At 67.9% G+C, this 24,853-nt stretch carries 27 protein-coding genes, 1 other RNA gene and 2 pseudogenes; 15 read left to right on the forward strand and 15 right to left on the reverse strand.

Features of this window, described 5'->3' with window-relative positions:
• Nucleotides 1-60 precede the first annotated feature (60 nt).
• Nucleotides 61-672 (reverse strand): annotated as a pseudogene (imuA, locus tag BLV01_RS15085) (translesion DNA synthesis-associated protein ImuA); the annotation flags it as partial.
• Nucleotides 673-680: 8 nt separating this feature from the next.
• Nucleotides 681-1,346 (reverse strand): transcriptional repressor LexA, encoded by a 666-nt coding sequence (gene lexA / locus BLV01_RS15090; RefSeq protein ID WP_091801206.1) that lies wholly within the window; start codon nucleotides 1,344-1,346, stop codon nucleotides 681-683.
• Nucleotides 1,347-1,683: 337 nt separating this feature from the next.
• On the opposite strand from lexA, the gene BLV01_RS15095 reads away from it, so the two are divergent.
• From BLV01_RS15095 to BLV01_RS15110, 4 genes are read left to right on the forward strand one after another with little or no spacing between them, the layout of a single operon-like run.
• Entirely contained in the window at nucleotides 1,684-2,343 is a 660-nt protein-coding gene (locus BLV01_RS15095) for a GbsR/MarR family transcriptional regulator (RefSeq protein WP_091801209.1), read from the forward strand.
• Between the two features lie 60 nt (nucleotides 2,344-2,403).
• Nucleotides 2,404-2,850 (forward strand): thiol-disulfide oxidoreductase DCC family protein, encoded by a 447-nt coding sequence (locus tag BLV01_RS15100; protein ID WP_091801212.1) that lies wholly within the window; start codon nucleotides 2,404-2,406, stop codon nucleotides 2,848-2,850.
• 10 nt (nucleotides 2,851-2,860) lie between these two features.
• Nucleotides 2,861-4,381 (forward strand): TIGR01777 family oxidoreductase, encoded by a 1,521-nt coding sequence (locus tag BLV01_RS15105; RefSeq protein WP_091801215.1) that lies wholly within the window; start codon nucleotides 2,861-2,863, stop codon nucleotides 4,379-4,381.
• The gene (locus tag BLV01_RS15110) at nucleotides 4,359-5,117 is read left to right on the forward strand and encodes a DUF4166 domain-containing protein (protein ID WP_091801218.1); all 759 of its coding nucleotides are present in this window, start codon (nucleotides 4,359-4,361) and stop codon (nucleotides 5,115-5,117) included. Before BLV01_RS15105 ends, BLV01_RS15110 begins: the two co-directional genes overlap by 23 nt.
• A gap of 268 nt (nucleotides 5,118-5,385) precedes the next feature.
• On the opposite strand, the gene BLV01_RS15115 is transcribed toward BLV01_RS15110, so the two are convergent.
• The gene (locus BLV01_RS15115; protein ID WP_091801221.1) at nucleotides 5,386-5,865 is read right to left on the reverse strand and encodes an RES family NAD+ phosphorylase; all 480 of its coding nucleotides are present in this window, start codon (nucleotides 5,863-5,865) and stop codon (nucleotides 5,386-5,388) included.
• A gap of 34 nt (nucleotides 5,866-5,899) precedes the next feature.
• Complete coding sequence (locus tag BLV01_RS26635) at nucleotides 5,900-6,541, reverse strand: antitoxin Xre/MbcA/ParS toxin-binding domain-containing protein (RefSeq protein WP_217633521.1); 642 nt, start codon at nucleotides 6,539-6,541, stop codon at nucleotides 5,900-5,902.
• Between the two features lie 317 nt (nucleotides 6,542-6,858).
• On the opposite strand from BLV01_RS26635, the gene BLV01_RS15125 reads away from it, so the two are divergent.
• From BLV01_RS15125 to BLV01_RS15135, 3 genes are all read left to right on the forward strand, one after another.
• Nucleotides 6,859-7,317 carry a hypothetical protein gene (locus BLV01_RS15125; RefSeq protein WP_091801224.1) on the forward strand — a complete coding sequence of 153 codons (459 nt, stop codon included), beginning with the start codon at nucleotides 6,859-6,861 and terminating at the stop codon, nucleotides 7,315-7,317.
• 494 nt (nucleotides 7,318-7,811) lie between these two features.
• Nucleotides 7,812-8,834, forward strand: a complete 1,023-nt coding sequence (locus BLV01_RS15130) for a hypothetical protein (protein ID WP_091801227.1) — start codon at nucleotides 7,812-7,814, stop codon at nucleotides 8,832-8,834.
• 284 nt (nucleotides 8,835-9,118) lie between these two features.
• Nucleotides 9,119-9,334, forward strand: coding sequence for a hypothetical protein (locus tag BLV01_RS15135; protein WP_091801230.1), 216 nt, complete (start codon nucleotides 9,119-9,121; stop codon nucleotides 9,332-9,334).
• A gap of 123 nt (nucleotides 9,335-9,457) precedes the next feature.
• On the opposite strand, the gene BLV01_RS15140 is transcribed toward BLV01_RS15135, so the two are convergent.
• Complete coding sequence (locus BLV01_RS15140; RefSeq protein WP_091801233.1) at nucleotides 9,458-9,733, reverse strand: hypothetical protein; 276 nt, start codon at nucleotides 9,731-9,733, stop codon at nucleotides 9,458-9,460.
• A 635-nt stretch (nucleotides 9,734-10,368) separates the two neighbouring features.
• Between BLV01_RS15140 and BLV01_RS15145 the strand changes: the two genes are divergently transcribed.
• Nucleotides 10,369-11,097 carry a hypothetical protein gene (locus BLV01_RS15145; RefSeq protein ID WP_139178714.1) on the forward strand — a complete coding sequence of 243 codons (729 nt, stop codon included), beginning with the start codon at nucleotides 10,369-10,371 and terminating at the stop codon, nucleotides 11,095-11,097.
• An 839-nt stretch (nucleotides 11,098-11,936) separates the two neighbouring features.
• Entirely contained in the window at nucleotides 11,937-12,524 is a 588-nt protein-coding gene (locus tag BLV01_RS25515) for a hypothetical protein (RefSeq protein ID WP_139178716.1), read from the forward strand.
• 1,576 nt (nucleotides 12,525-14,100) lie between these two features.
• Here the strand turns inward: BLV01_RS25515 and BLV01_RS15150 are convergent.
• From BLV01_RS15150 to BLV01_RS15175, 8 genes are all read right to left on the reverse strand, one after another.
• Nucleotides 14,101-14,499: a nuclear transport factor 2 family protein gene (locus BLV01_RS15150; protein ID WP_091801239.1), complete on the reverse strand. Its 399-nt coding sequence runs from the start codon at nucleotides 14,497-14,499 to the stop codon at nucleotides 14,101-14,103.
• 136 nt (nucleotides 14,500-14,635) lie between these two features.
• Nucleotides 14,636-14,992, reverse strand: coding sequence for a winged helix-turn-helix transcriptional regulator (locus BLV01_RS15155; RefSeq protein WP_091801241.1), 357 nt, complete (start codon nucleotides 14,990-14,992; stop codon nucleotides 14,636-14,638).
• 143 nt (nucleotides 14,993-15,135) lie between these two features.
• Nucleotides 15,136-15,501, reverse strand: a complete 366-nt coding sequence (locus BLV01_RS15160; protein ID WP_139178718.1) for a hypothetical protein — start codon at nucleotides 15,499-15,501, stop codon at nucleotides 15,136-15,138.
• 509 nt (nucleotides 15,502-16,010) lie between these two features.
• Nucleotides 16,011-16,409 carry a tyrosine-type recombinase/integrase gene (locus BLV01_RS27175; protein ID WP_343124243.1) on the reverse strand — a complete coding sequence of 133 codons (399 nt, stop codon included), beginning with the start codon at nucleotides 16,407-16,409 and terminating at the stop codon, nucleotides 16,011-16,013.
• A gap of 48 nt (nucleotides 16,410-16,457) precedes the next feature.
• Entirely contained in the window at nucleotides 16,458-16,832 is a 375-nt protein-coding gene (locus BLV01_RS27180) for a tyrosine-type recombinase/integrase (protein WP_343124244.1), read from the reverse strand.
• Nucleotides 16,833-16,883: 51 nt separating this feature from the next.
• Nucleotides 16,884-17,204: an Arm DNA-binding domain-containing protein gene (locus tag BLV01_RS27185; RefSeq protein ID WP_343124245.1), complete on the reverse strand. Its 321-nt coding sequence runs from the start codon at nucleotides 17,202-17,204 to the stop codon at nucleotides 16,884-16,886.
• 168 nt (nucleotides 17,205-17,372) lie between these two features.
• Nucleotides 17,373-17,726, reverse strand: a transfer-messenger RNA (tmRNA) gene (gene ssrA / locus BLV01_RS15170).
• 214 nt (nucleotides 17,727-17,940) lie between these two features.
• Entirely contained in the window at nucleotides 17,941-18,312 is a 372-nt protein-coding gene (locus tag BLV01_RS15175) for a helix-turn-helix domain-containing protein (protein ID WP_031373591.1), read from the reverse strand.
• A gap of 190 nt (nucleotides 18,313-18,502) precedes the next feature.
• Between BLV01_RS15175 and BLV01_RS25520 the strand changes: the two genes are divergently transcribed.
• The 3 genes from BLV01_RS25520 (at nucleotide 18,503) to BLV01_RS15185 (ending at nucleotide 21,801) form a co-directional block, all read left to right on the forward strand.
• Nucleotides 18,503-18,913: a hypothetical protein gene (locus tag BLV01_RS25520; RefSeq protein ID WP_139178720.1), complete on the forward strand. Its 411-nt coding sequence runs from the start codon at nucleotides 18,503-18,505 to the stop codon at nucleotides 18,911-18,913.
• On the forward strand, nucleotides 18,910-19,272 hold the full coding sequence (locus tag BLV01_RS15180; RefSeq protein WP_091801248.1) for a hypothetical protein: 363 nt from the start codon (nucleotides 18,910-18,912) through the stop codon (nucleotides 19,270-19,272). The genes BLV01_RS25520 and BLV01_RS15180 overlap by 4 nt, the downstream gene beginning before the upstream one ends.
• A gap of 288 nt (nucleotides 19,273-19,560) precedes the next feature.
• Nucleotides 19,561-21,801 carry a CHASE domain-containing protein gene (locus tag BLV01_RS15185; RefSeq protein WP_175485971.1) on the forward strand — a complete coding sequence of 747 codons (2,241 nt, stop codon included), beginning with the start codon at nucleotides 19,561-19,563 and terminating at the stop codon, nucleotides 21,799-21,801.
• A gap of 227 nt (nucleotides 21,802-22,028) precedes the next feature.
• On the opposite strand, the gene smpB is transcribed toward BLV01_RS15185, so the two are convergent.
• A complete protein-coding gene (gene smpB / locus BLV01_RS15190) occupies nucleotides 22,029-22,538 on the reverse strand; it encodes an SsrA-binding protein SmpB (RefSeq protein WP_091801256.1) in 510 nt (169 codons plus the stop codon).
• A 193-nt stretch (nucleotides 22,539-22,731) separates the two neighbouring features.
• On the opposite strand from smpB, the pseudogene BLV01_RS15195 reads away from it, so the two are divergent.
• Both BLV01_RS15195 and BLV01_RS15200 read left to right on the forward strand, forming a co-directional pair.
• A pseudogene (locus tag BLV01_RS15195) lies at nucleotides 22,732-23,154 on the forward strand (type II toxin-antitoxin system RatA family toxin); the annotation flags it as partial.
• Between the two features lie 62 nt (nucleotides 23,155-23,216).
• Complete coding sequence (locus tag BLV01_RS15200; RefSeq protein ID WP_091801262.1) at nucleotides 23,217-23,486, forward strand: RnfH family protein; 270 nt, start codon at nucleotides 23,217-23,219, stop codon at nucleotides 23,484-23,486.
• A gap of 133 nt (nucleotides 23,487-23,619) precedes the next feature.
• On the opposite strand, the gene bamE is transcribed toward BLV01_RS15200, so the two are convergent.
• Nucleotides 23,620-24,015: an outer membrane protein assembly factor BamE gene (gene bamE, locus BLV01_RS15205; RefSeq protein ID WP_091801265.1), complete on the reverse strand. Its 396-nt coding sequence runs from the start codon at nucleotides 24,013-24,015 to the stop codon at nucleotides 23,620-23,622.
• A 211-nt stretch (nucleotides 24,016-24,226) separates the two neighbouring features.
• Here bamE and fur point away from each other — a divergent pair, with 211 nt between their 5' ends.
• Nucleotides 24,227-24,628 (forward strand): ferric iron uptake transcriptional regulator, encoded by a 402-nt coding sequence (gene fur, locus BLV01_RS15210; protein WP_091801269.1) that lies wholly within the window; start codon nucleotides 24,227-24,229, stop codon nucleotides 24,626-24,628.
• The last annotated feature ends 225 nt before the right edge of the window (nucleotides 24,629-24,853 follow it).

Consider the following 24,853-nt stretch of genomic DNA (forward strand, 5'->3'; position numbering starts at 1 on the left):
GCTTTCCCGCGCGACGGCCGGCGCAGCCTCGACGCCGCGCGCCTGGCCGTCATCGAACGCGATCGGCCGCGTCGGCGCAGTGCCGCCGCGGCACTTGAGCACGCGCAACTGCCGCGGCGCGGCGTCGATGGCGATGCGCAGCGCGGCGGGCGAGGGGTTCAGCGCCGCGCGCGCCTCGCGCACGGCGAAGCCCAGGCACTGGCCGCTTTCGGCGGCCACCTGCAGGCGCCGCAGGGCGCGGTCGTCGGCGCGCTGCGGCCAGCACAGCACCGCTGCGCACGCGCCCGAGCGCAGGCATTGTTCGGCCGCCCACAACGCGTCGCGTCCGCTCGCGCGCACCACCTGCAGGCGCGACAGCGCCACGCCGGCGTCGCGCCAGGCCGGCGCGTACGGCAGCAGCGGCGGGTCGACCAGCACGATCATGCCGGCCTCATGGCCGGGCGCCTCGCGCGAGAGCCGCGCCAGCGCCGGCCACATCAGTTCCAGTTCGCCGACGCCGGTGTGCGGCAGCAGCAGTTCGCTCAGCGCGGCCTCGGGCCAGCCGCCGCTCGGCAGGGCGGCGTCGAGCGCGGCGTGGCCGGTCGGCTGCGCCGACGGCGCGGCCTGCGCGTTCTGGCCGCGCCACAGCCGGCGCGAACCGATCAGGCCTTCCAGCGAAACGGGCGCGCTCACGGCCGGGCTCAGGCGCTGCGGACCAGGCCGCAGTAGATGCCTTCGATGGCGAAGTCGGCATCGGCGGGGACCCGGATCGGCGCGTAGTCGGGATTGCGCGGCAGCAGGACGATGCCGTCGGCGTCGATGCGCAGGCGCTTGATCGTGATCTCCTCGCCCAGCCGCGCCACCACCACCTGGCCGTTGCGCGCCTCGCCGGTGCGGTGCACCGCGACCAGGTCGCCGTCGAAGATGCCGTCCTCGCGCATCGAATCGCCCTTCACCCGCAGCAGGTAGTCCGGCCGCGGCGAGAACAGCGCGCGGTCGACCAGCACGTGCGCCTCGGCCTCGGCATCGGCGCCGATCGGCGCGCCGGCGGCGACCCGGCCGAGGACCGGCAGCGGCGCTTCGTTGGCCGCCGTGCGCGCCAAGGGCGCCGGCAGGCCTTCGCGTTCGGCGCGCCAGGCCAGCGCCTCGCGCAGCCCGGCCGGGCGCAGGCGGATGCCGCGCGCGCGGCCGGGCAGCAACTCGATCAGCCCGTCCTCGTGCAGCGCCTGCAGGTGGTAGCCGGCGGAGCGGTTCTGGCGGAAGCCGAAGCGCGCGCAGATCTCCTGCTGCGACGGCGGCAGGCCGTCGGCGGCGAGGCGCTCGTGCAGGAAGGCGAGCAGGGCGCGGCGGAGGTCGGTCAGGCTCATGTACTAATTTTAGTAATAATCCGGGCACGCGGGTAGGGCAAGGCGGGCGTGGCCGACGGAAGGAAAGTGGCGGATCGGCGCAGATTGAGCGCCCCCAGTCGCAGCCGTTGCGACAAAGGCCCGCTGTAGGAGCGGCGCGAGCCGTGACCGCGGGACGGCGGATTCGCGGCGAAAGCAAGCCATCCCGGTCATGCGAATGGCGCCGCGAGCGTGCAGCCCCTCGGTCGCGGCTCGCGCCGCTCCTACAGGGGGAAACCGACCAACGGTCGGGGTAGCGTCTTGACGTCTTACGGTCTCTTCATTAATTTCTGTCTAAACAGAAATTAGAGAAAACGCCATGTCCCTCAGCCCTCTGCAAGAACGCTTCGTCCTCCACTGGGGCGAGATGGGCAGCCGCTGGGGCGTCAACCGCACCGTCGCCCAGATCCACGCCCTGCTGTTCCTGTCCGAGCGCGCGATCACCGCCGACGAGATCTGCGAAACCCTCAACCTGGCCCGCTCCAACGTCAGCACCAGCCTGCGCGAGCTGCAGGCGTGGAACCTGGCGCGGGTGACCCACGTGCTCGGCGACCGCCGCGACCATTTCGAGACCTACAAGGACGTCTGGGACATCTTCCGCGCCGTGGTCCAGGAGCGGCGCCGACGCGAGATCGAGCCGACCCTGAGCATGCTGCGCACCGCCGTGCTCGACGGCGAAAACGCCGCGGTGGCGCCCGACCCGGCCGACCCGCGCGACCGCCTGACCCTGGCGCGCATGCGCGAGGTGCTGGAGTTCATGGAGACCGGCACCAGCTGGATCGACGAGATGAACCGGCTCGACCCCAAGACCCTGATCAAGCTGCTGAAGATGGGCGCGCGCATCCAGCAGTTCGTGCGCGGGCCGGTCAAGCCGCTGCCGGAACCGCAGGCGCAGGCCGCGGGCGTGCTGTTCGCCGACGAGGACGAGGCGGGCGAGGGCGCCGCCGCCGCCGCGCCGCCCGGCGACCGCTCGGCCTGAGCGGTCCCTTTTTTTGCCAATGAATTTCTGTCTTTACCGAAATAACCGTAGGAGTCGATCATGAACAACGATCCCGCCCCACGCCCGCTGCTGCCGCCGGCCGTCGCCCTGTACGACCGCGCCTGCCCGCTGTGCCGCGCCGAGATGCACCGGCTCAAGGCCCGCGACCGCCATGGCCGCCTGCGCCTGGTCGACATCGCCGCGGCGGACTTCGACGCCGCGCAGTGGGGGTTCGAACTCGACGCGCTGCGCAACGCCCTGCACGTGCGCGGCCGCGACGGCCAGTGGCGGATCGGCGTGCCCGGCATCGCCGAGGCCTACCGCGCGGTCGGCCTGGGCTGGCTGACCTGGCCGTTGCGCGTGCCCGGCGCCGGCCGCGCGGCGGCGCGCGCCTACCGCTGGATCGCGCCGAACCGCCACCGCGTCTCGCGCTGGCTGGGTTATCGCGAAGCCGGCGGAGAAGCCGCGCCGCGCTGCGACGACGGCCATTGCCCCACCCACTTCTGAGGACCCGGCCATGGACCTGCACACGCTGTTCCTGAGCCTGTTGCTGCTGCAGATCGCGATGGGCGCGCTGGACACCGTCGCCCACCACGAAGTGATGGAGAAACTCGCCAACCGCCGCAGCGCCGCGCTGGAACTGAAGCTGCATGCGGCGCGCGGCTTCGTCTACGGCTGCTTGTTCCTGGTGTTCGCCTGGCTGCGCCCGCAAGGGCTGTGGCTGGCGGCGGTGTGGCTGCTGGTGCTGATCGAAGTGGGCATCACCCTGTGGGACTTCGTGGTCGAGGACGCGACCCGGCTGCTGCCGAACACCGAGCGCGTGCTGCACACCGTCCTGGCGGTCAACGGCGGCGCGATGTTCGCGGTGTACGCACTGGCCACCCGCGGCGACTGGGCGCTGGCGAGCGCGCTGGCGCCGGCGGCGCATGGCTGGATGTCGTGGGCGCTGACCGCGGCCGCGGCCGGCATCGGCGTCAGCGCGGTGCGCGACGGCCTGGCCGCGCGCGCCAACGCCGCCGAGCCGGCGCCGCGGCCGCTGCTGGCGCAGCATCCGCAGCAGCATTTCCTGGTCAGCGGCGGCACCGGCTTCATCGGCACCGCGCTGGTCGAGGGCCTGCTCGCCGGCGGCCACCGCATCACCGTGCTCAGCCGCGATCCGCGCCGCGCCGCCTTGCGCTTCGGCGGCCGCGCGCGCTGCATCGCCGACACCGCCGAACTGCGCGACGACGAACGCATCGACGTGGTGGTGAACCTGGCCGGCGCGCCGGTGGTCGGCCCGCGCTGGAGCCCGGCGCGCAAGCGTGCGCTGCTGGCCAGCCGGGTCGGCACCACCGACGCGCTGCGCGCCTGGTGCGACCGCGCCACCGCCAAGCCGGCGCTGTGGCTGCAGGCCAGCGCGGTCGGCCTGTACGGCGCGCATGCGCGCAGCGCGCCGGAACTGCGCGAACCCGCGCCGGTCGCCGGCGACTTCGCCAGCGAACTGTGCGCGGCCTGGGAACGCGCCGCCGCGCCGGTCGGCGAACGCGGCGTGCGCCTGACCACGATGCGCCTGGGCCTGGTCCTGCACCGCAGCGGCGGCCTGCTGCCGACGCTGTCGCTGGCCGCCGCGCTCGGCGGCGCGGCGCGGCTGGGCGATGGCCGGCAGTGGTTCGCCTGGATCCACCTCGACGACGTGCTGCGCTTCGTCGAACACGCGGTCGAGCACGCCGGCGTGCGCGGCCCCTACAACCTGGTCGCGCCCGGCGGCTGCAGCCAGGCCGAGTTCACCCGCGAACTGGCGCGTTCGCTGCATCGCCCCGCGTGGCTGGCGATGCCGGCCGCGCCGCTGCGGCTGGCGCTGGGCGAGATGGCGACGATGCTGCTCGACGGCCCGGTGGCCGCGCCGCAGCGCCTGAGCGACCAGCGCTTCGTCTTCGCCCATCCCGTGCTGGCCAGCGCCCTGGGCGGCGCGCACGCCGGTTTGGCGCCCGATCTTCGTTCTGACTATGTGGGTGTAGGACACCCGGGTGAGGGACATGGAACTGTTGCAACGCATTGACCTGCCGGCACCGACCGGCGCCCGCGCCGTCGCGCCCGCGACGGCGGACCGGCCCGCGGCGGGCCGGCCCGAAGAAACGCGGCCGCAGACGCAGGGGCCGGCGACCGCCGGCAGCGACACCGAGCCCGCCGCCGCGCACGACCTGGCCGCGCTGCTCAAGGCCGCGCTGGGCCCGCGCTGGGCGCTGCTGCATCCGCATATCCAGGCGCGCTTCGCGCTCGCCGACGGCCAGGCCCAGGCCGAGTATGTCGGCGACATGCACCAGGTGCGCTGCACCCGCCTGGGCGCGCTGTTCGCGCGGCTGATCCGCTACGCGCGGGTGCTGCCGCACCACAACGCCGACGACGTGCCGTTCCGTTTCGACGTCGAACCGTTGCGGCGCGAACTGGGCTGGATCAAGACCCGCACCTACCATTTCGCCCAGGAGATCTTCAGCTTCCGCTCGCGCATGACCCTGGGCGCCGGCGGCGAACTGCTGGAACACTTCGGCGGCGGCCTGGGCATGCGGGTGCGCCTGGAAGTGCTGCCGAACCGGCTGGTGTTCGTCGACGACGGCTATTTCCTGCACTGGCGCGGCCTGCGCCTGCCGTTGCCGCAACTGCTGTGGCCGGGCCGGTTCGTGCTGGTGCACCGCGACCTGGACGCCGAGCAGTTCGAGGTCTGCATCGACGTCGCGCACCCGTGGTTCGGGCCGCTGTTCCATCAGGAAGGCCGGTTCCAGCGCATGCGCGGGTAAGCCGCGAGCGGCCGCGCATTGCGCGGCCGCTGCCTGTAGGAGCGGGGCCGCGGGGTGGCAAGACCGCGCCGCGAGTGCGATGCGGCGCGGTCGCGGCTCGCGCCGCTCCTACCAAAGCCCCATGCGGTTCGAGTCCGCCTCGACCGCACGATGCGCACCGGCTCCTGTAGGAGCGGCGCAAGCCGCGACCGCGGGGCCGCAAGATCGCGCCGCGAGCGCGATGCGGCACAATCGCAGCTTGCGCCGCTCTACACCGGCTGCGGCCGCCTCAGGGCGCGCGGAACACCACGTTGTACTGGAACTTGCGCCCCGTCGTCGCGCGCAGCTTCCTGGCATCGCGGTGCTCGGGATTGATCAGCGCGTTGTATTCCTCCGGCACGATCACCGACGGCACCAGCAGGATCGCCGAGGCGCCGGACTGCAGCCAGCGCGAGCCGACGCCGACGCTGGCCATGCCCGCCGGCACCGCGTCCCAGCCGCCGGGCAGGTCGGCGGCGGTCATCTGGACGCGCGCTTTCCACACCGGCGCCGGCACCTCGATCGCGACCACGTGCCGGTTCAACGGCAGGCCGTGCGCGTCGACGTAGGCGGCCGTCTCCAGCGCCGCCAGCGCCAGCGAAGTGGCGGTGTAGAGCACGCGCTGGCCTTCGTCGTTCCAGCGCCCGGGGAACTTGGCCGCGCCCGCGCCGCTGAGGTCGTCGGCGCGGTAGGCGCGGGTCTCGCCGGCGATCCGCCACAGGGTCGTCATCGTCCCGGCCTCGTCCGGGCGCCGCCGCGGCGCGTCACTGGTAGGCGCCGCTGGCGAGCGAGCCGAGCAGGCGCGCGACCACGCTGAGCCCGGTCGGGGTATCGAGCAGGTCGGCCGGGCGCTGTCCGCCCAGCGCCGCCTGCGGCTGCTCGATCCAGTGGCCGAGCCATCGCGCGGCGTCGAAGCCCGGCGCGGCCGGATCGGTGCTGTCGTCGACGATGTCGCGGGCGATGCCGAGCAGGTGGATCAGCCCCAGTGCGGCCTGGCCGCTGGCGCCGGTGATGTGCGCCTGCTGCGCGGCCTTGGCCTCGGCGGTGGCCTTGGCGATGCCGAGGATGTCGAACATGCGCACCGCCGGCAGGTCCATGTCGCTGGCCATGTGCTTGACCATGCGCGCCGGCACCCCTTCGCGTTCGGCCTCGACCCGCTGCAGCGGGGTGGCCGTGCGCAGGTAGGCGACATAGCCGTTGAGCGTGGCCGGGGCGCCGTAGGCCTCGGCGGCGAGCGGTTCCTTGACCGACAGCGAGCGCTTGGAGGCGGGCCGCGGGTAGGCGGCGGCGTCGCGCACGCCGTGCGCGGCCTCGCGGCGGCCGCGCGGCGCGGCGGTCTTGGCCGGCTTGGCGCTGGCGTTGGCGGCGCCCTTGGCCGGGGCGGGCGGCTTGGCGGGTGTGCTCATGGCAAGGGTTCCGTCTTTATCTGGACGGATGATAGCTCAAAACGATACGTGTGTCTCAAGTCGCTTCGCCGCGCCCAGCCTGGCGCCCCGCGGTCGCGGGGGCTGCGACCTGGGTGCTCGATACTGTCCTGGCCGGGCTCCGCCAGAGCTTGCAGCCGACACGAAACAGCACGCCCACGATTGATATGCTGCGCCCCCGGCGATGGGGCGCGCGGCCGGGCGGCCGGCCTGTCGCCGTATTCGTATCGGTCCGCGTCCCCGTCCGGCATGCTGTACCTGCGGTATCGCGCCCTCATCGTTTCGCTTTTGGAGTCACCATGAATTGCAAGTCGCGGATCCTCGGTTCCAGCCTGGGGTTGTTGCTCATCTTCGCCCCGCATGCCGACGCCCAGAAGCGGCGCGCGCAACAGCCGCCGAAGGACAACGCGACCTACACCGCCGCCCTGGCCCGTTCCGCCGAGACCTGCCCCGAGCATTCCGAACAGCGCACCCGCCCGGGCGTCGTCGCCGTGCCGGCGGCCGCGTTGAAGGTGCTGGAATCGCGCGGCTATGCGCTGTGCCCCGACACCCGCCTGGACACCACCACGCCGGTGGTGTGGTACGGCAAGCAGGGCGTGTTCGCCTGGAACCCGGCCAGCGCCGGCGCGCCGAAGATCCTCGCCGCCCAGGTCGCGGCCTATGCGCGCAACGAGGAGTTCCCGAGCGCGACGGTGGTGTGGAAGTCCAACGGCAAGCTCGCCGAGGGCGCGCTGGTGCCGTCGTTCCGCAAGCGCTGAACCTGCGCGCCGCCGCGGCCGCGCGACGCGCGCGGCCGGCGTGCGCGAGCGCGTCCGGCCGCATCCGCCGCGGCTTCGTGAACGCTGGCTACACCGATCTCGCCGCAACGGCGGGAGCAACGGAAATTTAATTCTCCTGCGGGCGCGCTCCTCGCTATCGTCGGCCGACCCGATCCGCGCGCAGCCAGCCGCCGGCATCGTCGGCGCGGCGTTCGCGGATGCGGGCCCTGCGCACGCGATCTTCGTCGAGGCGATCTGCGCGGCGCGGCCTTCGCAGGCGCAGTCCTCGCAAGCGCGAGCGACGCACGCCGCCGCCCCGCGCGTGCGCGCATCGGGTCCGCGAGCCGCGCCATGCGCGATCCGCGCGAGTTGTGCTCGTAGTCGTTTCTCCGCAATCGCACCTGCGCAATCGCCCCGCATCGCCGCGCGCCCGCTTGGTTGGGGCGGGCACGCGCCGCGCCGTGCGTGCCGGCACCGGTACCCGAACAAGACGCATGCACGCCGACCAGTCCTCGCCCGAATTGCCGCTGCGCCTCGCCGCCGCCCTGGTCGCGCTGGCCTCGACGGGATTCATGGTGTGGTTGCTGATGCGCATCCCGCCGCCGCTGCCGCCCGCGCAGGAACTCGAGGTGGTGTTGATCGAGCGGATCGCGCCGGCGCCGCGCGTCGCCCCCGAATCCGAATCCGAATCGACGCCCGAATCGCCGACGCCCGAACCGACGCCCGGGCCGCCGTCGCAACGCAGCGAAGCGCCGCCGCCAACCGATCGCCCGCCCGCCGCGCCTGCGCGCCCTGCGGCCGGCAGCCCGGTCGCCGGCCGCAGCAAGGCCGCGCCCAGCGCGCGGCTGTACACCGACGAGGGCCGTCCCGCGCTCGCCGCGAACCCCGAGTTCGATCCGATGAAGCGCAAGACCTACCTGCCGGGCAGCGACGAGGATCCCGCCGCGTCCAAGGTCAGGAACGCGTTCGAACGCGACAACCCGCTGCCGCCGCAAGGCGGCGGCTTCGGCGGCTTCGCCAGCGACGGCACCCTCGGCGAAGCGCTGATGGAGCGCGCGCAAAAACGCCTGCAGAAAATCGTCGACAAACTGCCCGGGCGCAAGCAGGTGCAGGAAATCACCGCGCGGCCGCCGCCGCCGGTGCGGTTCAATCCGGCCCTGCACGAGCGTCCCTCCGACCTGGGCAGCGAGGCCACCGGCGACGCCTACAAGGCCGCGCCGATCGCGTTCGAGCGCGCGCCGGGCCTGGGCGGCCGCGCCAGCGCGCGCATCCGCGCCGCCATCGGCGAGCTGGAACAACGTCGCCGCGGCTGCGACTTGGAACGCCTGCGCACGCTGCTGGAACCGGCGCTGACCGGCCTGGACGAACTGCAACGCATCGAGCGCGCCTACGCCTCCGGCGCCGACCCGGTCAGCGCCGAGCAACTGCTACCGCGCTCGGCCGACCTGGCCTACGACCGCGCGCGCCGCGCGATCTGGTATGCCGACCAGCACAGCGCGGACTGCGCCAAGCCGTAGCGCGCAGGCCATCCCTGCGCAACGCGCCGGAGTAGCGCGGTTTGTGCGAGACGGCGCTGCGGGAGGGCCTCAGCCGCGACGCTCTTCGCTCGGTTTGCCGGCCTCTTCGACGCGATTGCCGCGATCCGTGCGAAAAGCATCGGGGCCGAAACCCCTCCCGCAGATGCACCGCAAGCTCGCCCAGGTCTTGCCGAACCGCGACTGCGAATACCGCAGCGACCGCCGCTTACCCATCCCCGCGGCCTGCCGTATGCTGCGCGCTCCCACCCTGGAGCGAAACACACGTGGATCTGGAAACGATCGGTGAAGTGGTGCAAGTCGACGACGTGCAGGAAGTGAACCAGCGCCTGCAGGACGGCTGGGTCGTCCTCGCCGTGGCCCCCGGCACCAAGGCCGGCGGCGAGCCGTGGCTGCGCTACTCGATGGGCCTGCCGTACGAGGACGAGGAAGACGAGGACGAAGAGGAAGGCGACGAGGAAGAGCAAGACGAGGACGAATAAGTCCCGCCTGCGCGCCGATCCCGCGCTGCGCAGTCGCGCGCGAGCGCGCTCGCGATGCACGACGAAGGCCGGCCCATGCCGGCCTTCGTTGGTTTCAGGCCGGTTCGTTCAAGGCCGGCCGTGTCAGGCCCGCTCGCAGCGCGCGCGCAGCAGCGCCGAGAAACCGATATAGCTCCAGAGCGCCAGGACCGCGGCGAGCCAGCTCAGGCCCCAGCCGAAGCACTCCTTGCTGAACTCCAGAAACGGAAACGAATTGCCGCTCGGGATGCCGTTGATCAGCTGCGGGACCTCGGCGCGCCAGTAAGCCAGATAAGTCCGCACGCCCAGCCAGATCGGGAACAGCCAGCCAGCGGAAAACACTGCGACCAGCGCGCTCGACAGTCTGCGTTTCCAGTGCATTGCGGCCCTCCATGGGCGATGGCGGATACGAAAAAGACCGGTCGCCCGCTTCGGCTGGCCTTCGCCGCGACCGAACGATCTGCGCCTGCCTGGCGCAGGCGGACGGCACCGGCGGGTCGATGCAAGCGACTGGGAAATCAGGGTAACTGATCCGCATCGGCCGCAGACACCCGAAGATGTTTCCCGTCCCAGGCCGCTCGATTCCGCTTCGCCATGCGGGTGCCGATCCGCTCCCCGCTCCCGGATTCGAGCCTGCCGCCGCCGCGGATTCGCCGACGCCCTCGGCAGGATTCTCGCGGAGGCCGCCTGCGCCGAAGCGCCGCCGGGAGCCGACGCCAGCGCAGCGGCCTGTCTGCGTCGACGACGCAAAAGCCGCCCGCAGTGGGGTGTCGGCGCTCTCACTGCGCGCTGCGCCGGCGGAACGCTTAGACGCGTTGCGCAACAGAACCCGGCCAGCGCACGTCCGGCGTCCGGGCTTATGCACGGACGAATTCCGACGGCGGCTCCAGTACGCGATGGCCTGCACGCCAGCCGAATCGGCTTGTGATGTCAATCGCGGTCGGCCCCCGGCTTCGATGCCAACGTTTTGGCGCCATGAATCGCTCATGGCTTAACGACGTTCCCGGGAGAACGAGATGGAGTCGAACACGAAAGGAAGCCTGTCGCCGAAGCCAAGGTTCTGGGCGCACGCACTGTCGCGCGCCGCACGAATCTCTCGATCGCTGTACACCGCGTCGGTGTTTGCCGCGTGTGCGTTGACCGCGACGCCAGCGCTTGCGCAAAACCCGATGGAAGAGTCCGCCGCGCGCAGCATCGGCTACATGGATTGCGTGATCCGGACGGAGGCGACCACGATCGACGCCGCAGTCGTGGCGTTGGTCGAAAAGTGCCATTACAAGCTGGACCAGCCGGTCGCCGATACGATCGCGGAATTGTCCGCGGTGCTTCCGCTCGACGACACCGCGCCGCTCGCCGAGCAACTGGCCCCGATCAAAGACCGGTTCAGCGAGGAGCAGTTCGGATACTTCGTCGAACTGGACGCGATTTTGGATGCGGCCGTATCCACCGACGAACTCGGCGCGAGCCTGGCCAAGCTGGAAGAGCGCGCGCTCAAGTCGCTGGGTCGATCGAAGGAAGACCTGAAGGTCCTGGAGGGGATCAGTTTCGCCAGATACTCCGTCGAGCTGCTGTCGGGCTACAAGGAAACCGAGGCGGTTTTCCAGGACAAAGGATGCTGCAGATTTCTTCGCGGCGTGGTCCGCGTCGTGCGCGCGGTCATCGCGGGCGTGGAATCCGGAGGCCCGGTGGGCGGGATCGTGGCCGGGGTCAAGGCGATCGCCAGGGAGATCATTCGCCCGGGCTGAGCGCGTTGCGGATTCTTCGAACGCTCGGTCGCGGTCGATCGCGACTGCGCGCGGGCGACAGGGGCCGGCCGAACTGGGCCGGCCCTTTCGCAGGTGCGGGCCCAGCGATCGGATGACTTGGTGGCGCTGCGCATAGGTATCGAAGCGGCAGCTCGCCGATGCGGCGACGGTTGAGAAGACCGGCGCGATCGCGCCGGTCTGCCGCTTCCGCTGTCTCCGCCGCCTAGGCTCGTCGGTGAGATCCGCCCATCAAGCGTGAGGCGAGTCCGTGACCGGGCGGGGCTGACGAGCGGGGCGATCCTGACCGGCTTGTCCGGCGCCGACGGCGCTGAGTCGAAGACCCCGGATCGATCGGCACCTATCCCAACGTCGCCGATGGTAGAGCGCTGATCCTCCGCCGGCTTGCGGTGAGGTGGCGGGCTTTTATGCCGCGGCCTATGTATCGAGGAAGACAGTAATTTCTTCGATCTGGATAAGCTATATGCTAGATATTGTCGCGGGCGCGAGTGCGGACAGTGGGTCGGTGAGAAAAGTTACGCACTGGACCTCCGATGGATATATTGCGATGCGTCAAGTTTATCGTACTTGAGGGCCGTCTTGCAGACAGTTTGGGTCATGTGTTGGTCACCCGCATCGAAGTAGCGATTTCCCGGCAATGTCGAAAGCTCTGGCCGGACGCGCCCAAAAGATTCGTTGTAATTGCTGCCAGGGTGTTTGTGGCTCCAAGTTCCGGTAGGTGCCTCTCTGGAGCAGCATGTTCACCGCGAACTTAGATCGCGATCTTTCGTCGCCGGTTAGAGCGCGAACCATTCGACTTGGTAAAAAAAGGACGTTCATGTATGACGCCAACTCTGGGAGGATCGGGTGGTAACTTGGGTAGCATTGCTGATTGGCTGGGGGTGCTCGTCAACTTGTTCGTAGGTATCAGCGTCTTCTGGCTCAGTCGCCGAACATACGAGTTAACACAGCAGGCATCTCATAGAGAGAGCAAAGCTCAAGCTATGGATGACGAGGAGCAATATATAGAGGGCCAGCTGCTGCTCATACTTTTTCTGGCTGAGGTGAATCACCTTAAATTAGAGCTGTGTCGAGCTGGGTTGTTGATTGCAGAGGGCGAGGGCAGAGCTAAATTCGTAGCGGGCAATCACGCGCAGTTTGCGAAAATCATGAGCGAACTAGAGCTTGAGTCAATTTCTAAGAAACAAGGAAGGCTTCATATCCTGCCTCGTGATCAAGCGCGCTTGCTGGTGTCGCTTCACGGTAGTCTTCTGCCCCTAAAGCAAATAGCTCTGCGGGCCACTGTAGCGACGGGGCAGGACCGCATCGAAAAAATTAAGAATGCCGAGATGCTTATTCACGGGCTCGTGGAGGCAGCCGAGAAAGCCGAGAGAATCTGTATCGAAGCGCTGCAAGGAATGCGAGACTGACTCAGGCTAGATTTTACTTGTGGCAGGGGCCGTTAGACACATCGCGGACCATGCCCACGCGGAATTAGTGTTCATGCAGCGCTCGGTGTCGAGGGGGAGGCGACCACTTGGATTGCGACCTGCGGGACGATGGCATTGCCGTAGACGCGCAGGCGTCCCGCTCGGACGTGAATCCCATGCCGCACCCAACTGCGTCACCTGCCGGACCTGCCCGGATTTCCGGACTTCGAGTGGCCGAAGCCGCCGCTGATGGGGCAGGGCACCGCCGGCGCGGCCGAAGCCGGCTCCGACATCACCATCTCCTGAGCGAGGCACATTTCCCACGATCGGTGATTCTTGACCTTGTGCCGCGGCAAGTGCCGACTGTTCCGGTCTTGCGCCGGCGGCGAACTGTCCCGGCTGGCAGCGTGCGCGCTCAGGCGGGGGCTGAAGCTACAAGGGCCGCCGAGGCGAATTACTTGGTATCGCTCGGATTTCCACCAACCAAAGTCAGGACGAAGGGTTCGTTCGGCAACTGTTCGGCGATCAGCAGGACTTTTTTGATCGGCCCATTCGGTGACATGAAAACGCCCCGCAGAGCGGGGCGCTGGTCATCGTTCGAGTCTTCGATCTACCCGAGATACTTGACCTGGATCGTGTCTGTGTCTCCGCCGTAGTCCACATGAATCGAATCGTATTGATTACCGTCGACGTCTTTTCGAAAACAAACTGACGACAGGACCCTTTCATCGGTCCCGCGTGCTCCTCAACATCCAGGATGAGCATTAGGATTCTAGGATTGATGCCCTGGGGAACGCGTTCCGTCACCAAGACTTTGTCGCGCAATGAATAGCTAAAGACGGAGCCGTGGACGTACAGACGATTCGGCTGGCTTCTCCCGTCGATCACTGCCGATGCGGCGAGGTCGCAGTTGTTCATGGTGCCCCCTGGTATGTACGAAGCCAACGGATTGTTGGCAGAGTTTCAAACGCAGGCTCAAGGGCCAGACGGACAGTCTATTTCGATGTTTCGTTAACCTATCTGCCAGACCGGTCGCCTGAACGTCGGCGACTCCTCGGCGATCTGCGCGCCGAGCCTTTCCTAGTGCTGCCGCTTGCTCCTCGGCGCCTGTGCGACCAGGTCGTCCCAGCGCCTCTTGAAGTTGAACGCCCGCTCGAAGTCAGACGCGTCCCAGGTCTCACCGACCTCCAGGGCGTCACGTAGTTGCGCGGCTTGGACCTTCGCGTGTCGGATCGAAAGTGGCATGGGCGGGAACCTTGGTGGGCTGGGCCGATGCTACTCCGGTCAGTGCAAGCCGTACGAGGCGAGCCTTGCGATGCGGGCAGATCAACGACTGCCGCTACCCTGTCGTCAGGCTTAACGACATTGAACGCCGGCAGCCAACTACTCGGTGGCGGTTTTGATCTGGCGTTTCAGCCTTCGCATTCCTGAGGCGTCTACCATCGCAGAATGTGGTTCCCGCGGTCTCAGCCTGCTGGTGTCCTTTAGCCACATTGCTCCCGCGGACAGCAATCACTACAGCAGAGCTTCCTGAGTCGTCCTGGCCCAGGAAGTCTTGCATGATCTGCTCGTCGTGCTATTGGACTACGAGATAGCTCTTTTCATCCGCGGAGGTGGCGAATTCCTCCATGCGCGTGATGAGGCCGTTTTCCACGGTATAGATCTGCACCCACTTCTGAGCAAGTGCATCGTCTCTGCCCGCCATCGTGAACTCTTCGTTTCCGAACGCGATGACCAAGTTTGCGTTCTGGATGATTTCGCTCACGTTAAAGTACGTTACGCTCATCGTGTTGAAGTTTATTTCAAAGAACTGCCTTACTCCGCTTTTTCCAACGAAGCGCATCGACGGTAGTTTTTGGGTTCCGTGGTGAATCCATAAGGTGTCTTCAGATACCGTGCTGACTGCCGCATCGAGGTCTTTGGCGGCAAACGCTGAGAACATTTTCTCAACAACTGCGATCTGAGGGGAGGGCATACGTGCGATCCGCGATTGAGGGCTCGTGATGGTAGGCGGTGTCGCCGCGGCATTCACTCACACTATTGATAGCGGATTCGTTCCGGGTTTTTCTGGGTTTGGCCAAAGCCTTGGCTCGCGGGTGGTGATAAGCCTTCTAGCAATTTTTTGCGGATAGCTTCCGATATTGGACTCCCCATTCCGCCATGCTGATGATCACATTTTCTAGCTGTTTTCCCGCTTCTGTTAGCGTATAGCTATGTGTTGCGCGGGAGAGGGCGGCCCCAGGAACCCGAGTGACAACACCGCTAACTTCCAGCGCGTTCAATTCTCTGGCGAGCATGCGTGGCGTTAGGCCCTTAAGAAGTCTCTCCATTTCGTTAAAACGACGAGGGGCGCGCAACATCGTGCATACGATGGCTAGTTTCCATTTGCCATTGACAACGTTTAACGCATCTTTGATTGCCATTACAAATGCGGTCTTGCATGCATCTTCTTCTGAAATCGGGCTCATCGCGTATTTCCCTTGGTGAGTCTTCTCTTCCCTGCATTTAAACGTCTTCAGGGGAAAAGGATGTCGGCTTGGCTAGCTCTGCAGCTTTGGACTTGGCCTGGCGGAGGGAAAGGGGCATTGAACTAACCTCTGGCTCATGAAAGCTATTTGTCGATGGCCGCTTTCCACATGAGCACGATCACGGTCCAGAACGCGATGCCGATGGTCCATGCAACGACAAAGTAGAACTTGTCTCGGTGCATCTGCCAGCTTGTCGGTTTGGGGATGGATCGAAGAAATGCTGAAAACTTCATTTCATCTGCCGCCGAAATGCGTAATTCGTGCATCTCGTCGATACGGCCGCCAACGATCAATCCGTCATCGAACATCATGAGGCGCGCGTGCTTGAACTCAGGGTGGGCCGGATGTTCAAGCTTCAAGGCCTCATCGGTGCACGGTTCGATCTTGTATCCCACACGGATAAGCGCATCTATTCGCCGCAATACCGAGTTCTTTGCAGCATCTTCCATAGCGAATGAACCCTGTTAGGCCGGCGGCACTTGATTGAAGGTGAGTTCGAAGCGCGTGCTTTTTAAGTCTCTTCGACCCCCTAAAGCGTCACGCGCAACCGCAGCGTAGCCTTCACCTGTCGGATCAATGGCGGGACCGGCAACCTCTTGATGGCTTCGGCCAATCCTATCGCTGTCGGTCGCAACCTGCGAGATGGCTATCGCTACCATGCGGGCCATGCCGATCTGCCACTCCCGCTACCCCTGCCGACTCCGGTCCACCGCCACGCCTGGTGTATATGAGCCAGGCGAGGCCGTGGCCGTCATCGAGGAAGAGCGCGAGGCTGACGAGTGGGGCAACCCTGGCCGGCTGGTGCGCCGGCGCCTGCTTCACGTTGAGGGGCCAAAGGGTGGCTCCTGGGCGGACCGACACCGTTCGAAGGGATCGACCTGGCGCTTAGAACTGGGGCCGCGGATTGGCGGGCTGGCGTGGGCCTCTGAGCGTAGCGCCTGAAGGATGATCCGTGTGCTCAAAGACGTGGAATGTCTCGGCGCAGTTCGTCGAGATAGTCGGCCCACCGCTGCATCATCTCGATGCGCTGCGGCAGATGCGCGGTACGGTTGTAGGCGCGCCCGTTCGGATCTTTGACAGCGTGCGCGAGCTGGTGCTCGATGATGTCCACGCGGAAGTGCAGCACCTCGTCCAGGATGGTCCGTGCTGTGGCGCGGAAGCCATGCCCGGTCATGGTCTCGGTGTTGATGCCAAGCCGCCGCATCGCGGCGTTAACCGCAGACTCCAACATTGCCCGCTTCGGGTTGCGTGCGCCGGGGAATACGTACCGCCGGCGGCCGGTGAGTTCGTGAAGCTCTCGGAACAGCGCCAGCGGCTGCGCGGCCAGCGGCACGATATGGGGGGCGCGGGTTTTCATCTTGGCGGCCGGGATGCACCACAACGCCTTTTCTAGGTCGAACTCGGATCATTCCGCGTGCCGAAGTTCGCCCGGACGAAGGAACACGTAGGGCGAGATGCGCCGCGCCGCGCGCACGGTGTGCGTGCCGCGAAGCGCTTCGATCGTGCGCACCAGCCCGCCGAGTTCCTTCGGCTCGGTCACTGCGGGGTAGTGGCGTTCGGGCGGCGGGGGTAGGGCGCCCTTCAAGTCGGCAACGGGGTTGCGGTGCGCGCGACTGGTGGCGATCGCGTAGCGCATGACCTGGCCGCAGTTCTGAAGGATGCGGTGTGCCGACTCAATGGCGCCGCGCTCCTCGATACGCCTCGCGACCGCCAGGAAGTCGGGCGCTTCAAGGTCGGAAATCGGCCGGCTGCCGATCCAAGGGTAGACGTTCTTTTCCATCCAGCCCCTGACCTTGACTTGGTAGGACGGCACCCGGTCGCGCTTGCCCAGTCACTCGTTGTCGATGGCCTCGAAGCTGGTCGCCGAGGCCATCTCGCGGGCGGCCTGGCTTGCCTTGCGGTCCTCGGCAGGGTCGCGGCCACTGGCGTGGATACGGCGCGCGTCGTCGCGCTTGCTTCGGGCGTCGGCCAGGCCGGTTTCGGGGTGCACCCCAAGCGACAGGAGCTTTTCTTTGCCGAGCCAGCGGTACTTCCAGCGCCAGTAGCGCGCCCCGGAGGGCATGAGCGGCAAATACAGGCAGGCGCCGTCTGAGAGCTTGAGGGGCTTGTGGGCCGGCTTGGCCTTCCGGATGGCGACGTCGGTAAGGGGCATATTGTGGGGGTATCGGTTTTGCGGGGCGGGCTTTGTACCCCCAGATATACCCCCAGCGTCTACCGGGTTAAGACGAATCATGCCGAACCATTCCGGGCACAAAAAAGGCCGGAACCCTTGATTGCATTGGGGGTTCCGGCCTGATCTGGTCTTGCTAGAACAACTAAGTGGTGGAGGTGGGCGGAATCGAACCGCCGTCCGAAGGCACTCCATCCCCGGCACTACATGCTTAGCGCTCCGTTAGATCTCGTCCCGGGACAGCACGGCGCGCAAAGCGCATCCAAGGACCAGCCTGCTATAGGTTGACCGGGAGCTGGCAGGCGGCCGCTCCCGGCGATTCCGTGATAGTGACCCTACGCTGCGAGCACGGACACAAGCAGTTTCGGGGCTTACGCCTTAAGCGGCGAGAGCGTAGTTGTCGTCGTTGGCAACTAGAGTTTTGCAGCTGGATTTACGAGGAAAGCTACCCCCTCGGCATGCACCAGGCGATTTCGCGACCCCCGTCGAAGCCAGTGCACCCCCGGGGAACTGCGTTACAGCGCTGACCCGTTCAGTATAGGGGCTGCGCGCCGGTTCTCAAGTCCGGCGGCGAAAACGGTGGGGCGGCGCTCAGGCGCAGCGACGGTGGCAGGGCCGTTAGGCCCGATGCTTTTCTTTCAGGTCGCCGCGAGCGGATAGCAAAGCACCGGGCCGAAGGCCCTGCCGCAAAAGGGCGGGCCGTCGAAGCCGGGCCGGCTCAGTTGCCGTCGAGCAGTTCGATCAGCGCCCGGCGCTTCTTGCGCGAGAGCTTGCGCATCAGGCCCATCAGCCGCAGCTCGTCGGGATCGCTGTACTTGGCGGCGTTCTCGCGCACCGACAGCGATTTGCCTTCGATGGTGCCGCGGCCGGTGGCCAGCCATTCGAAGCTGACGTGCTGCTGCACCGCGATCTGCAGCATGCGCTCGAGTTCGGGCAGGGCCAGGCCGACCAGCCATTTGCGCGCGGTCTCGCGGCTGACGTCGTAGTAGGCGGAGAGGGCGCCGGTGCGGGCCCGGCCCTTGGCGAATCCGGAGAAGTCCAGGGCCTGGTGCAAACGGTTGGCGAATTCTTGATGGGGCGCGTTGGTCATAGGTCTCGCCGGAGCATCCTGCAGGGCTAAACGTGGGCGCCGGGTCCGGGCCGGCATTACGCCGGAGGCGGAGAAAGAGCGCAACTCATTGTTGCGTATTCTCGCGTAAAAAGATCACTCTTTTTGCTTGTTGAAAAGAGCAATTTCGAATGGTAATTTGATCGTGCATGGATGCACGCAGGGAACGACCATGGAAGGGCTGAACCGCAGCAACGGCAATACTTGGGCGCATGGGCGCCGCTACCGCGTCCGCGAAGGCCGCGAGGCTTCGCGCCAGCGTCCGCAAAACGGAAGCCGCGTCACGAACGCGACCGAACCGCAGGTTGAAAGTGCGACGGAAAACCCCGCGGGAAGTGGTAGCGGACGCGACCGGCGGCGGGCGCCGCCGAGCGCGCCCCCCAACCCCATCGAACGTTATATCGCCTGTTTCGACACGGTGCGAGCGGCCGCGACCGCGGCCGGGGTGTCGGCGACGATGTTGCGGCGGATGCGTTCGCGCGGTTATGTCTCGACCCGGCAGCGGGCCTTGTTGATGGCGCGCGCCTGCGGATTCCGGCTGGCGCCGGCGGAATTGATGGCGCTGCCGCAGGCCGGGCCGTGAGCGCGGCGGCCGCGGGGCTGGCGGCCGCCGCGCCGCCGGCGATGGCGTGGCTGTGGTGGGTGCTGGCGGCCGGGGCCGGGGCCGCGTTCGCGGCGTCGGCGCTGGCCGGCTGGCGCTGGGGCGCGCGGCGGGCGTCGCGGGCGCGGCTGGCGGCGCGCGCCGACCGCAACGGGCGCGAGCTGCTGCGCATCGCCGACGAGATCGAGGCCTATCTGGCGCAGCGTCAGGGCGAGGGCGCGTCGGTGCTGGCGCAACGGCATTGGCCGCGGCAGTGTCGGCGCCTGGCGCTGGAGCATCTGGACTGCATCAACCGCCTGATGCTGGAGGGACTGATGCTGGACAGCGCCACGCCCGATTAGCTGGCTCCGCCAGCCGCAGCCGCAGCCGCAGCCACAGTCACAGTCACAGCCCACAGCCCACAGCCCACAGCCCACCGACCACCGACCACCGACCACCGACCACCGTCCGCCCTCCGCCCTCCGCCCTCCGCCCGCGCTCCTCGCGACAGCGCGCGCCGCGACGGCGAAGGATGAAACGGGCGAGGGTGGGGCCGGCCGAGGTCGGGGCCGTGCGACCGCCTGCACATCGACGGTGGTGTGCAGGCTCCGCGATGGGCCCGTCGGGAGGCGGCTTGTATGCTTGGGCCGATGACGACGACCGATCCGGCCGCCCGCGCCGCTCCGCCGAACGAACCGGACTCCACGCCGGATTTTGCCGATGTCTCCGGGCTGCTCCCGCGCCGCGGCTACGTGCTGGCCTTCATCGTGTTCATCGTCGCCCTGGTGCTGGTGTTCACCGCCTGGCGGGTCGCGCGCGACCGCGAGCAGCGTTCGGCCCAGATCGAGTTCATCGGCCGCACCGCCCAGGTCACCGAATTGCTGCAGCAGCGCCTGGTCAACTACGAACTGGTGGCGCGCGGCGGCGTATCGCTGTTCGCCTCGGTGCAGCGGCCGACCGCGGCGCAGTGGAAGGCCTATGTCGAGGGCATGAACCTGCAGCGCCGGTTTCCCTCGACCCTGGGCCTGGGTTTCACCGGCTACGTGCCGCAGCGGCTGCTGGTGCAGTTGCAGAACGAATGGCGCGACGCCGGCTACGGCCTGTTGACGGTGCGTCCGTTCGGCCAGCGCGAGGTGTACGGGCCGATCCTCTACCTGGAGCCGAAGACCGCGGCCAATGTCGAGGTGATCGGCTACGACATGTTCTCCGAGCCGGTGCGGCATGCGGCGATGGAAGCGGCGCTGGAGTCGGGGCAGGCGCGCCTGTCGGGCAAGATCGACCTGCTGCAGGACAAGCACGACGGCATCCGCAGCACCGGCCTGCTGCTGGTGCTGCCGGTCTACCTCGGCGGCGGCCGGCCGCAAAGCCCGAGCCTGCGCCGGGCCGAGATGCAGGGCTGGGTGTACGTGCCGTTCCGGCTGCAGAAGTTCGTCGACACCTCGCTGGCCGAGGGCCACAAGGACCTGCGCTTCCGCATCTACGACGAGAGCGGCGGCGGCAACGCCCTGCTGTTCGAGACCGCCGGGGCGAAGCCGAAGCAGCCGGCGGCGTTCCTGCACAAGACCACCTTCGAGGTCTACGGCCGGACCTGGCGGATCGAATACGAATCGCCGCCGATCGAGCAGGCGGTGCCGCGCATGGAGGGCCTGCGCAACATGTTCGCGCTCGGCATCTTCACCGCGCTGCTGTTGTACGGCATCGCCCTGGTGCTGGCCCACACCGAGTCGCGCGCGCGCCAGATCGCGATGCGCATGACCGAGGACTTCCGCCGCAGCGAGGCGCGCTTCCGCAGCGCGATGCAGTATTCGGCGATCGGCAAGGCCTTGCTCGACAGCGAAGGCCGCATCGTCGATGCCAACCCGGCGCTGGCGAGCATCGTCGGCTTGTCGCGCGCGCAGTTGCTGGACCAGCGCTTCGACGGCCTGCTCGAGGACGAGGAGGCCGATGCGCACGCGCCGGCCGACGAGCGCAACGAAGAGGACGGCGTGCACCGCGCCACCCGCCGCCTGCGCCGCCAGCACGGCGTGGCGCGGCAGGTGCAGCTGACCTACTCGCCGGTGCCGGGCAAGGTCGGCCAGGACATCACCGGTCTGGTCCAGGTCGAGGACGTCACCGAGCGGCTGCGCGCGGAAGCGCGCGTGCACGCGCTCAACCGCACCCTGGAGGCGCGGGTGGCGCTGCGCACGCGCGAGCTGAGCCAGGCCAACCAGGAACTGGAGGCGTTCGCCTACAGCGTGTCGCACGACCTGCGCGCGCCGCTGCGGGCGATCGACGGGTTCAGCCGCATCCTCGGCGAGAAGTACGCCGACCGCCTCGACGAATCCGGCCGCGGCTATCTGGCGCGGGTGCGCAAGGCCGCCTCGCGCATGGGCGATTTGATCGACGCCTTGCTGAAGATGTCGCGGCTGACCCGCAGCGAGCTCAAGCACGAGAACGTCGACCTGAGCCGCATCGCCGGCGAGTTGGTCGAGGAACTGCGCATCGGCGAGCCGCAGCGCGCGGTCGAGGCGCGGATCGCGCCGGGGCTGCAGGTGGTCGGCGACGCCTCGCTGCTGCGCAACCTGCTCGGCAATCTGCTCGGCAACGCCTGGAAGTTCACCCGCGACCGCGATCCGGCGACGATCGAGTTCGGCCTCGCCGACGCGCCCGGCGGCGGGCGCGAGTTCTTCGTGCGCGACAACGGCACCGGGTTCCCGCAGGCCTATGTCGACAAGCTGTTCCGGCCGTTCCAGCGGCTACACAGCGTCGAGGACTTCGCCGGGCACGGGATCGGGCTGGCATCGGTCAAGCGCATCGTCGAGCGCCACGGCGGGACGATCCGCGCCGAGGGCAGCGAAGGCGAGGGCGCGGTGTTCTATTTCACCTTGCCGGGCGGTGGGCATGGCGGGTGAGGGCGGGGCGATGCTGAGCTTGCGCCGGCGTTCGAAATGTCGCGGTCGCGGCTCGCGCCGCTCCTACAGGTAGCCCATGTAGGAGCGGCGCGAGCCGCGACCGCGGCAATTAGACGACCGCGAACCGATTCCCGCGCGCGCGCACACGTGGCCGGCGCGCCTGCCGCGCCGGCCCCCGCATGTCCGGTCCGAAACCGCCCTTCGCCGCGCCGCCGCAGCGGCGCGGCTCACGCGTCGCGGTTGTGTCGGCGCATGACCCGCTGCTTCTCGCGTTCCCAGTCGCGTTCCTTGCTGACTTCGCGCTTGTCGTGGCTCTGCTTGCCCTTGGCCAGCGACAGCCCGGCCTTGACCCGGTTGCCCTTCCAGTACAGCGAAGTCGGGATCACGGTGTAGCCGTCGCGCTGGACCCGGCCGATCAGGGTGTCGATCTCGCGCCGGTGCAGCAGCAGCTTGCGGCTGCGCCGTTCCTCGGTGACCACGTGGGTGGAGGCGGAGATGAGCGGGACGATCTGCGCGCCGATCAGGTACATCTCGCCGCGCAGCACCACCGCATAGGCGTCGGTGATGTTGGCGCGTCCGGCGCGGATGGACTTGAGCTCCCAGCCCTGCAGGGCGAGGCCGGCTTCGAAGTTCTCTTCCAGGTGGTACTCGTGGCGGGCGCGCTTGTTCTGCGCGATGGTGCCGCCTGCGCCGCCCTTTGCTTTATCCTTGGCGGTCTTGTTGTTTGTCTTGGCCATACCCGATTGTCTCCGATCCGGAGGCGGTTTGAGTAGCCGGTCGGCGGGGCGGGAGCGGCGCGGGGGTCGATTTGCCGGCCCGCGATGGCCGAGAATCGGGGCAGGGCCGACGTGGGTTGCCGATGCGGGCGGTCCGGCCGAATCCCGCCGAGCCCGGTTGAAACCCGCGCTGCGATCCCAATAAGCGAGAACGATGCCTACCATCCGCCGCTCCGCCTTGGTCGAACATTCCGCCGCGCGCATGTTCGCGCTGGTCAACGACGTCGCCGCCTATCCGCGCCGCTTCGACTGGTGCGAGGCGGCGCAGATCCTGGAGGCCGACGCGACCCACATGGTCGCGCGGCTGGACCTGGGCCTGGGCGCGCTGCGGACCTGGTTCACCACCCACAACACCTTGTCGCCGCCGCACCACATCGAGCTCAAGCTGGTCGACGGGCCGTTCCGCAAGCTCGGCGGGCGCTGGGAGTTCCACGCGCTGGACGAATCGGCGTGCAAGGTCACCCTGACCCTGGAATTCGAGCCGGCGGTGAAGCTGCTGGGGCCGGCGATGGCGCTGGGGTTCCAGAGCCTGGCCGATCGTATGGTCGACGATTTCGTCCGCGTCGCCGACCGCGGCGCCGAGCCGGGGCCGCCGGCCGAGGTCGCCGCGTCGGGTCCGGGCGCCGGCGGCGCGCCTGCATGAAGGTCGAGGTGGTCCGCGCCTGGCCGCGCCGGTTCCAGGCGCTGAGCGTGGAACTGGCCGAGGGCGCGACCCTGGGCCAGGCGGTGGCGGCGGCCGGATTCGACGGCGATGCCGAGGCGGTGGGCTATGCGGTGTTCGGCGTGCGCGCCGGCGCCGACACGGTGCTGCGCGAGGGCGACCGGGTCGAGTTGCTGCGGCCGTTGCAGGTCGATCCGAAGGAAGCGCGGCGGCGGCGGGCGGAAGAGCGGCCGCTCAAGAAGAAGTAGCGGTCGCGAAGCGGCGATCGGTCTGCGGCGATCGGGTCGCGAGGCCCTGCGAACGCGGCGATCGCTTTCGGCCCCGCAAACGAAACAGCCGCCTTGCGGCGGCTGTCGTCGGCGGAGCGAGCGCACGCGCGCCTCAGCGGCGCTTCTTCTTGTCCTTTTCCTTGGCCAGGTTGCGGCCGAACTGCTTGACCGAGGCCGCGGCGATTTCCTTGTCCTGCTCGGGGAAGTAGTCGCCTTCCCACTTGGACAGCGCGTCGTTCTCGAACCACAGGGTCAGGTTCTTGCGCGCGGTGTGGCCGAGGCGGTCGACGCGCTGGGTCGAGGTGTAGTCCCAGCGGTTCTGGTGGAACGGGTCCTCGATCGACGGAGTGCCGATCAGCACCTGCACCTGCTGCTTGCTCATGCCGACCTGGAGCTGGTCGACCGCGGTCTTCTCGAGCAGGTTGCCCTGATAGATGGGCTGCTTGTAGATGATGCCGCAGCCGGAAGTGACCAGGGCGAGCGAGAGAACGAGCAAGAGCTTACGCATCGGATAGGGTGTCTGCGGCAGTCGAAGGCAACGGGCCCGATGATACACTGAAGCCCGACCCCACCAAGGGCGGATCGCGGCGCGGGGCGGCTCCTCGCGTTCATCCGCCATTCCGGCCCGCCCGCCCAGTGCGCCCTTCGCGGCGACGGCCAGCCGGTCTCCACCCGGACCGGCCCGCGCCGGTCCAAAGTCATCGAAGGGACGTACCCCCATGGAATCTCAGGACCTGCGCAACGCCGGACTCAAGGTCACCCATCCGCGCATGCGGATCCTCGAGTTGCTGGAGAGCGCCAAGCCGCGGCACATGACCGCGGAAGACATCTACCGGATGTTGCTGGAGAAGGGCGAGGACATCGGCCTGGCCACGGTCTACCGGGTGCTGACCCAGTTCGAATCCGCCGGCCTGGTGCTCAAGCACAACTTCGAGGCCGGCCAGTCGGTCTACGAGCTCGACCGCGGCCATCACCACGACCACATGGTCGACATCGACACCGGCAAGATCATCGAGTTCGAAAGCTCGGAGATCGAGGAACTGCAACGCAAGATCGCCGCCGAGCACGGCTACCTGATCGAAGAGCATTCGCTGGTGCTGTATGTGAGGAAGAAGCGCTAAGGCGGGACCGGGAAAGCAGGCAATCAATGGAGGCTGGGTCGGTCGTCGCGCCTGCGACGCCATCCCGGGTCCGAAAAAAAGCCCGCATCAGCGGGCTTTTTTGTGGGCGCAAGGCGATGGGCGCGCAGGCCTCGATCCTTCCCGCCAGGCCGTGGCCGCGAGGACGCCGGCGGCGAACGCGCGGTCGCCGCGCGCGCTTAGCGTTGCCTGCGGCCTGTTGCCTTC

It is taken from the genome of Lysobacter sp. yr284, assembly GCF_900107375.1.
Lineage (GTDB): Bacteria > Pseudomonadota > Gammaproteobacteria > Xanthomonadales > Xanthomonadaceae > Lysobacter.

Coding starts and splice junctions, on each gene's coding strand:
- lexA (WP_091801206.1), bottom strand. CDS start 1,346: ATGAGCCTGACCGACCTCCGCCGCGCCCTGCTCGCCTTCCTGCACGAG.
- BLV01_RS15130 (WP_091801227.1), top strand. CDS start 7,812: ATGCACGCCGACCAGTCCTCGCCCGAATTGCCGCTGCGCCTCGCCGCC.
- bamE (WP_091801265.1), bottom strand. CDS start 24,015: ATGCGTAAGCTCTTGCTCGTTCTCTCGCTCGCCCTGGTCACTTCCGGC.
- BLV01_RS15125 (WP_091801224.1), top strand. CDS start 6,859: ATGAATTGCAAGTCGCGGATCCTCGGTTCCAGCCTGGGGTTGTTGCTC.
- BLV01_RS15100 (WP_091801212.1), top strand. CDS start 2,404: ATGAACAACGATCCCGCCCCACGCCCGCTGCTGCCGCCGGCCGTCGCC.
- fur (WP_091801269.1), top strand. CDS start 24,227: ATGGAATCTCAGGACCTGCGCAACGCCGGACTCAAGGTCACCCATCCG.
- BLV01_RS25515 (WP_139178716.1), top strand. CDS start 11,937: ATGACGCCAACTCTGGGAGGATCGGGTGGTAACTTGGGTAGCATTGCT.
- BLV01_RS15105 (WP_091801215.1), top strand. CDS start 2,861: ATGGACCTGCACACGCTGTTCCTGAGCCTGTTGCTGCTGCAGATCGCG.
- BLV01_RS15185 (WP_175485971.1), top strand. CDS start 19,561: ATGACGACGACCGATCCGGCCGCCCGCGCCGCTCCGCCGAACGAACCG.
- BLV01_RS26635 (WP_217633521.1), bottom strand. CDS start 6,541: ATGAGCACACCCGCCAAGCCGCCCGCCCCGGCCAAGGGCGCCGCCAAC.
- BLV01_RS15110 (WP_091801218.1), top strand. CDS start 4,359: ATGGAACTGTTGCAACGCATTGACCTGCCGGCACCGACCGGCGCCCGC.
- BLV01_RS15115 (WP_091801221.1), bottom strand. CDS start 5,865: ATGACGACCCTGTGGCGGATCGCCGGCGAGACCCGCGCCTACCGCGCC.
- BLV01_RS15150 (WP_091801239.1), bottom strand. CDS start 14,499: ATGCCCTCCCCTCAGATCGCAGTTGTTGAGAAAATGTTCTCAGCGTTT.
- BLV01_RS15145 (WP_139178714.1), top strand. CDS start 10,369: ATGGAGTCGAACACGAAAGGAAGCCTGTCGCCGAAGCCAAGGTTCTGG.
- BLV01_RS15160 (WP_139178718.1), bottom strand. CDS start 15,501: ATGGAAGATGCTGCAAAGAACTCGGTATTGCGGCGAATAGATGCGCTT.
- BLV01_RS27175 (WP_343124243.1), bottom strand. CDS start 16,409: ATGAAAACCCGCGCCCCCCATATCGTGCCGCTGGCCGCGCAGCCGCTG.
- BLV01_RS15140 (WP_091801233.1), bottom strand. CDS start 9,733: ATGCACTGGAAACGCAGACTGTCGAGCGCGCTGGTCGCAGTGTTTTCC.
- BLV01_RS15095 (WP_091801209.1), top strand. CDS start 1,684: ATGTCCCTCAGCCCTCTGCAAGAACGCTTCGTCCTCCACTGGGGCGAG.
- BLV01_RS15175 (WP_031373591.1), bottom strand. CDS start 18,312: ATGACCAACGCGCCCCATCAAGAATTCGCCAACCGTTTGCACCAGGCC.
- BLV01_RS15155 (WP_091801241.1), bottom strand. CDS start 14,992: ATGAGCCCGATTTCAGAAGAAGATGCATGCAAGACCGCATTTGTAATG.
- smpB (WP_091801256.1), bottom strand. CDS start 22,538: ATGGCCAAGACAAACAACAAGACCGCCAAGGATAAAGCAAAGGGCGGC.
- BLV01_RS27180 (WP_343124244.1), bottom strand. CDS start 16,832: ATGGAAAAGAACGTCTACCCTTGGATCGGCAGCCGGCCGATTTCCGAC.
- BLV01_RS25520 (WP_139178720.1), top strand. CDS start 18,503: ATGGAAGGGCTGAACCGCAGCAACGGCAATACTTGGGCGCATGGGCGC.
- BLV01_RS27185 (WP_343124245.1), bottom strand. CDS start 17,204: ATGCCCCTTACCGACGTCGCCATCCGGAAGGCCAAGCCGGCCCACAAG.
- BLV01_RS15200 (WP_091801262.1), top strand. CDS start 23,217: ATGAAGGTCGAGGTGGTCCGCGCCTGGCCGCGCCGGTTCCAGGCGCTG.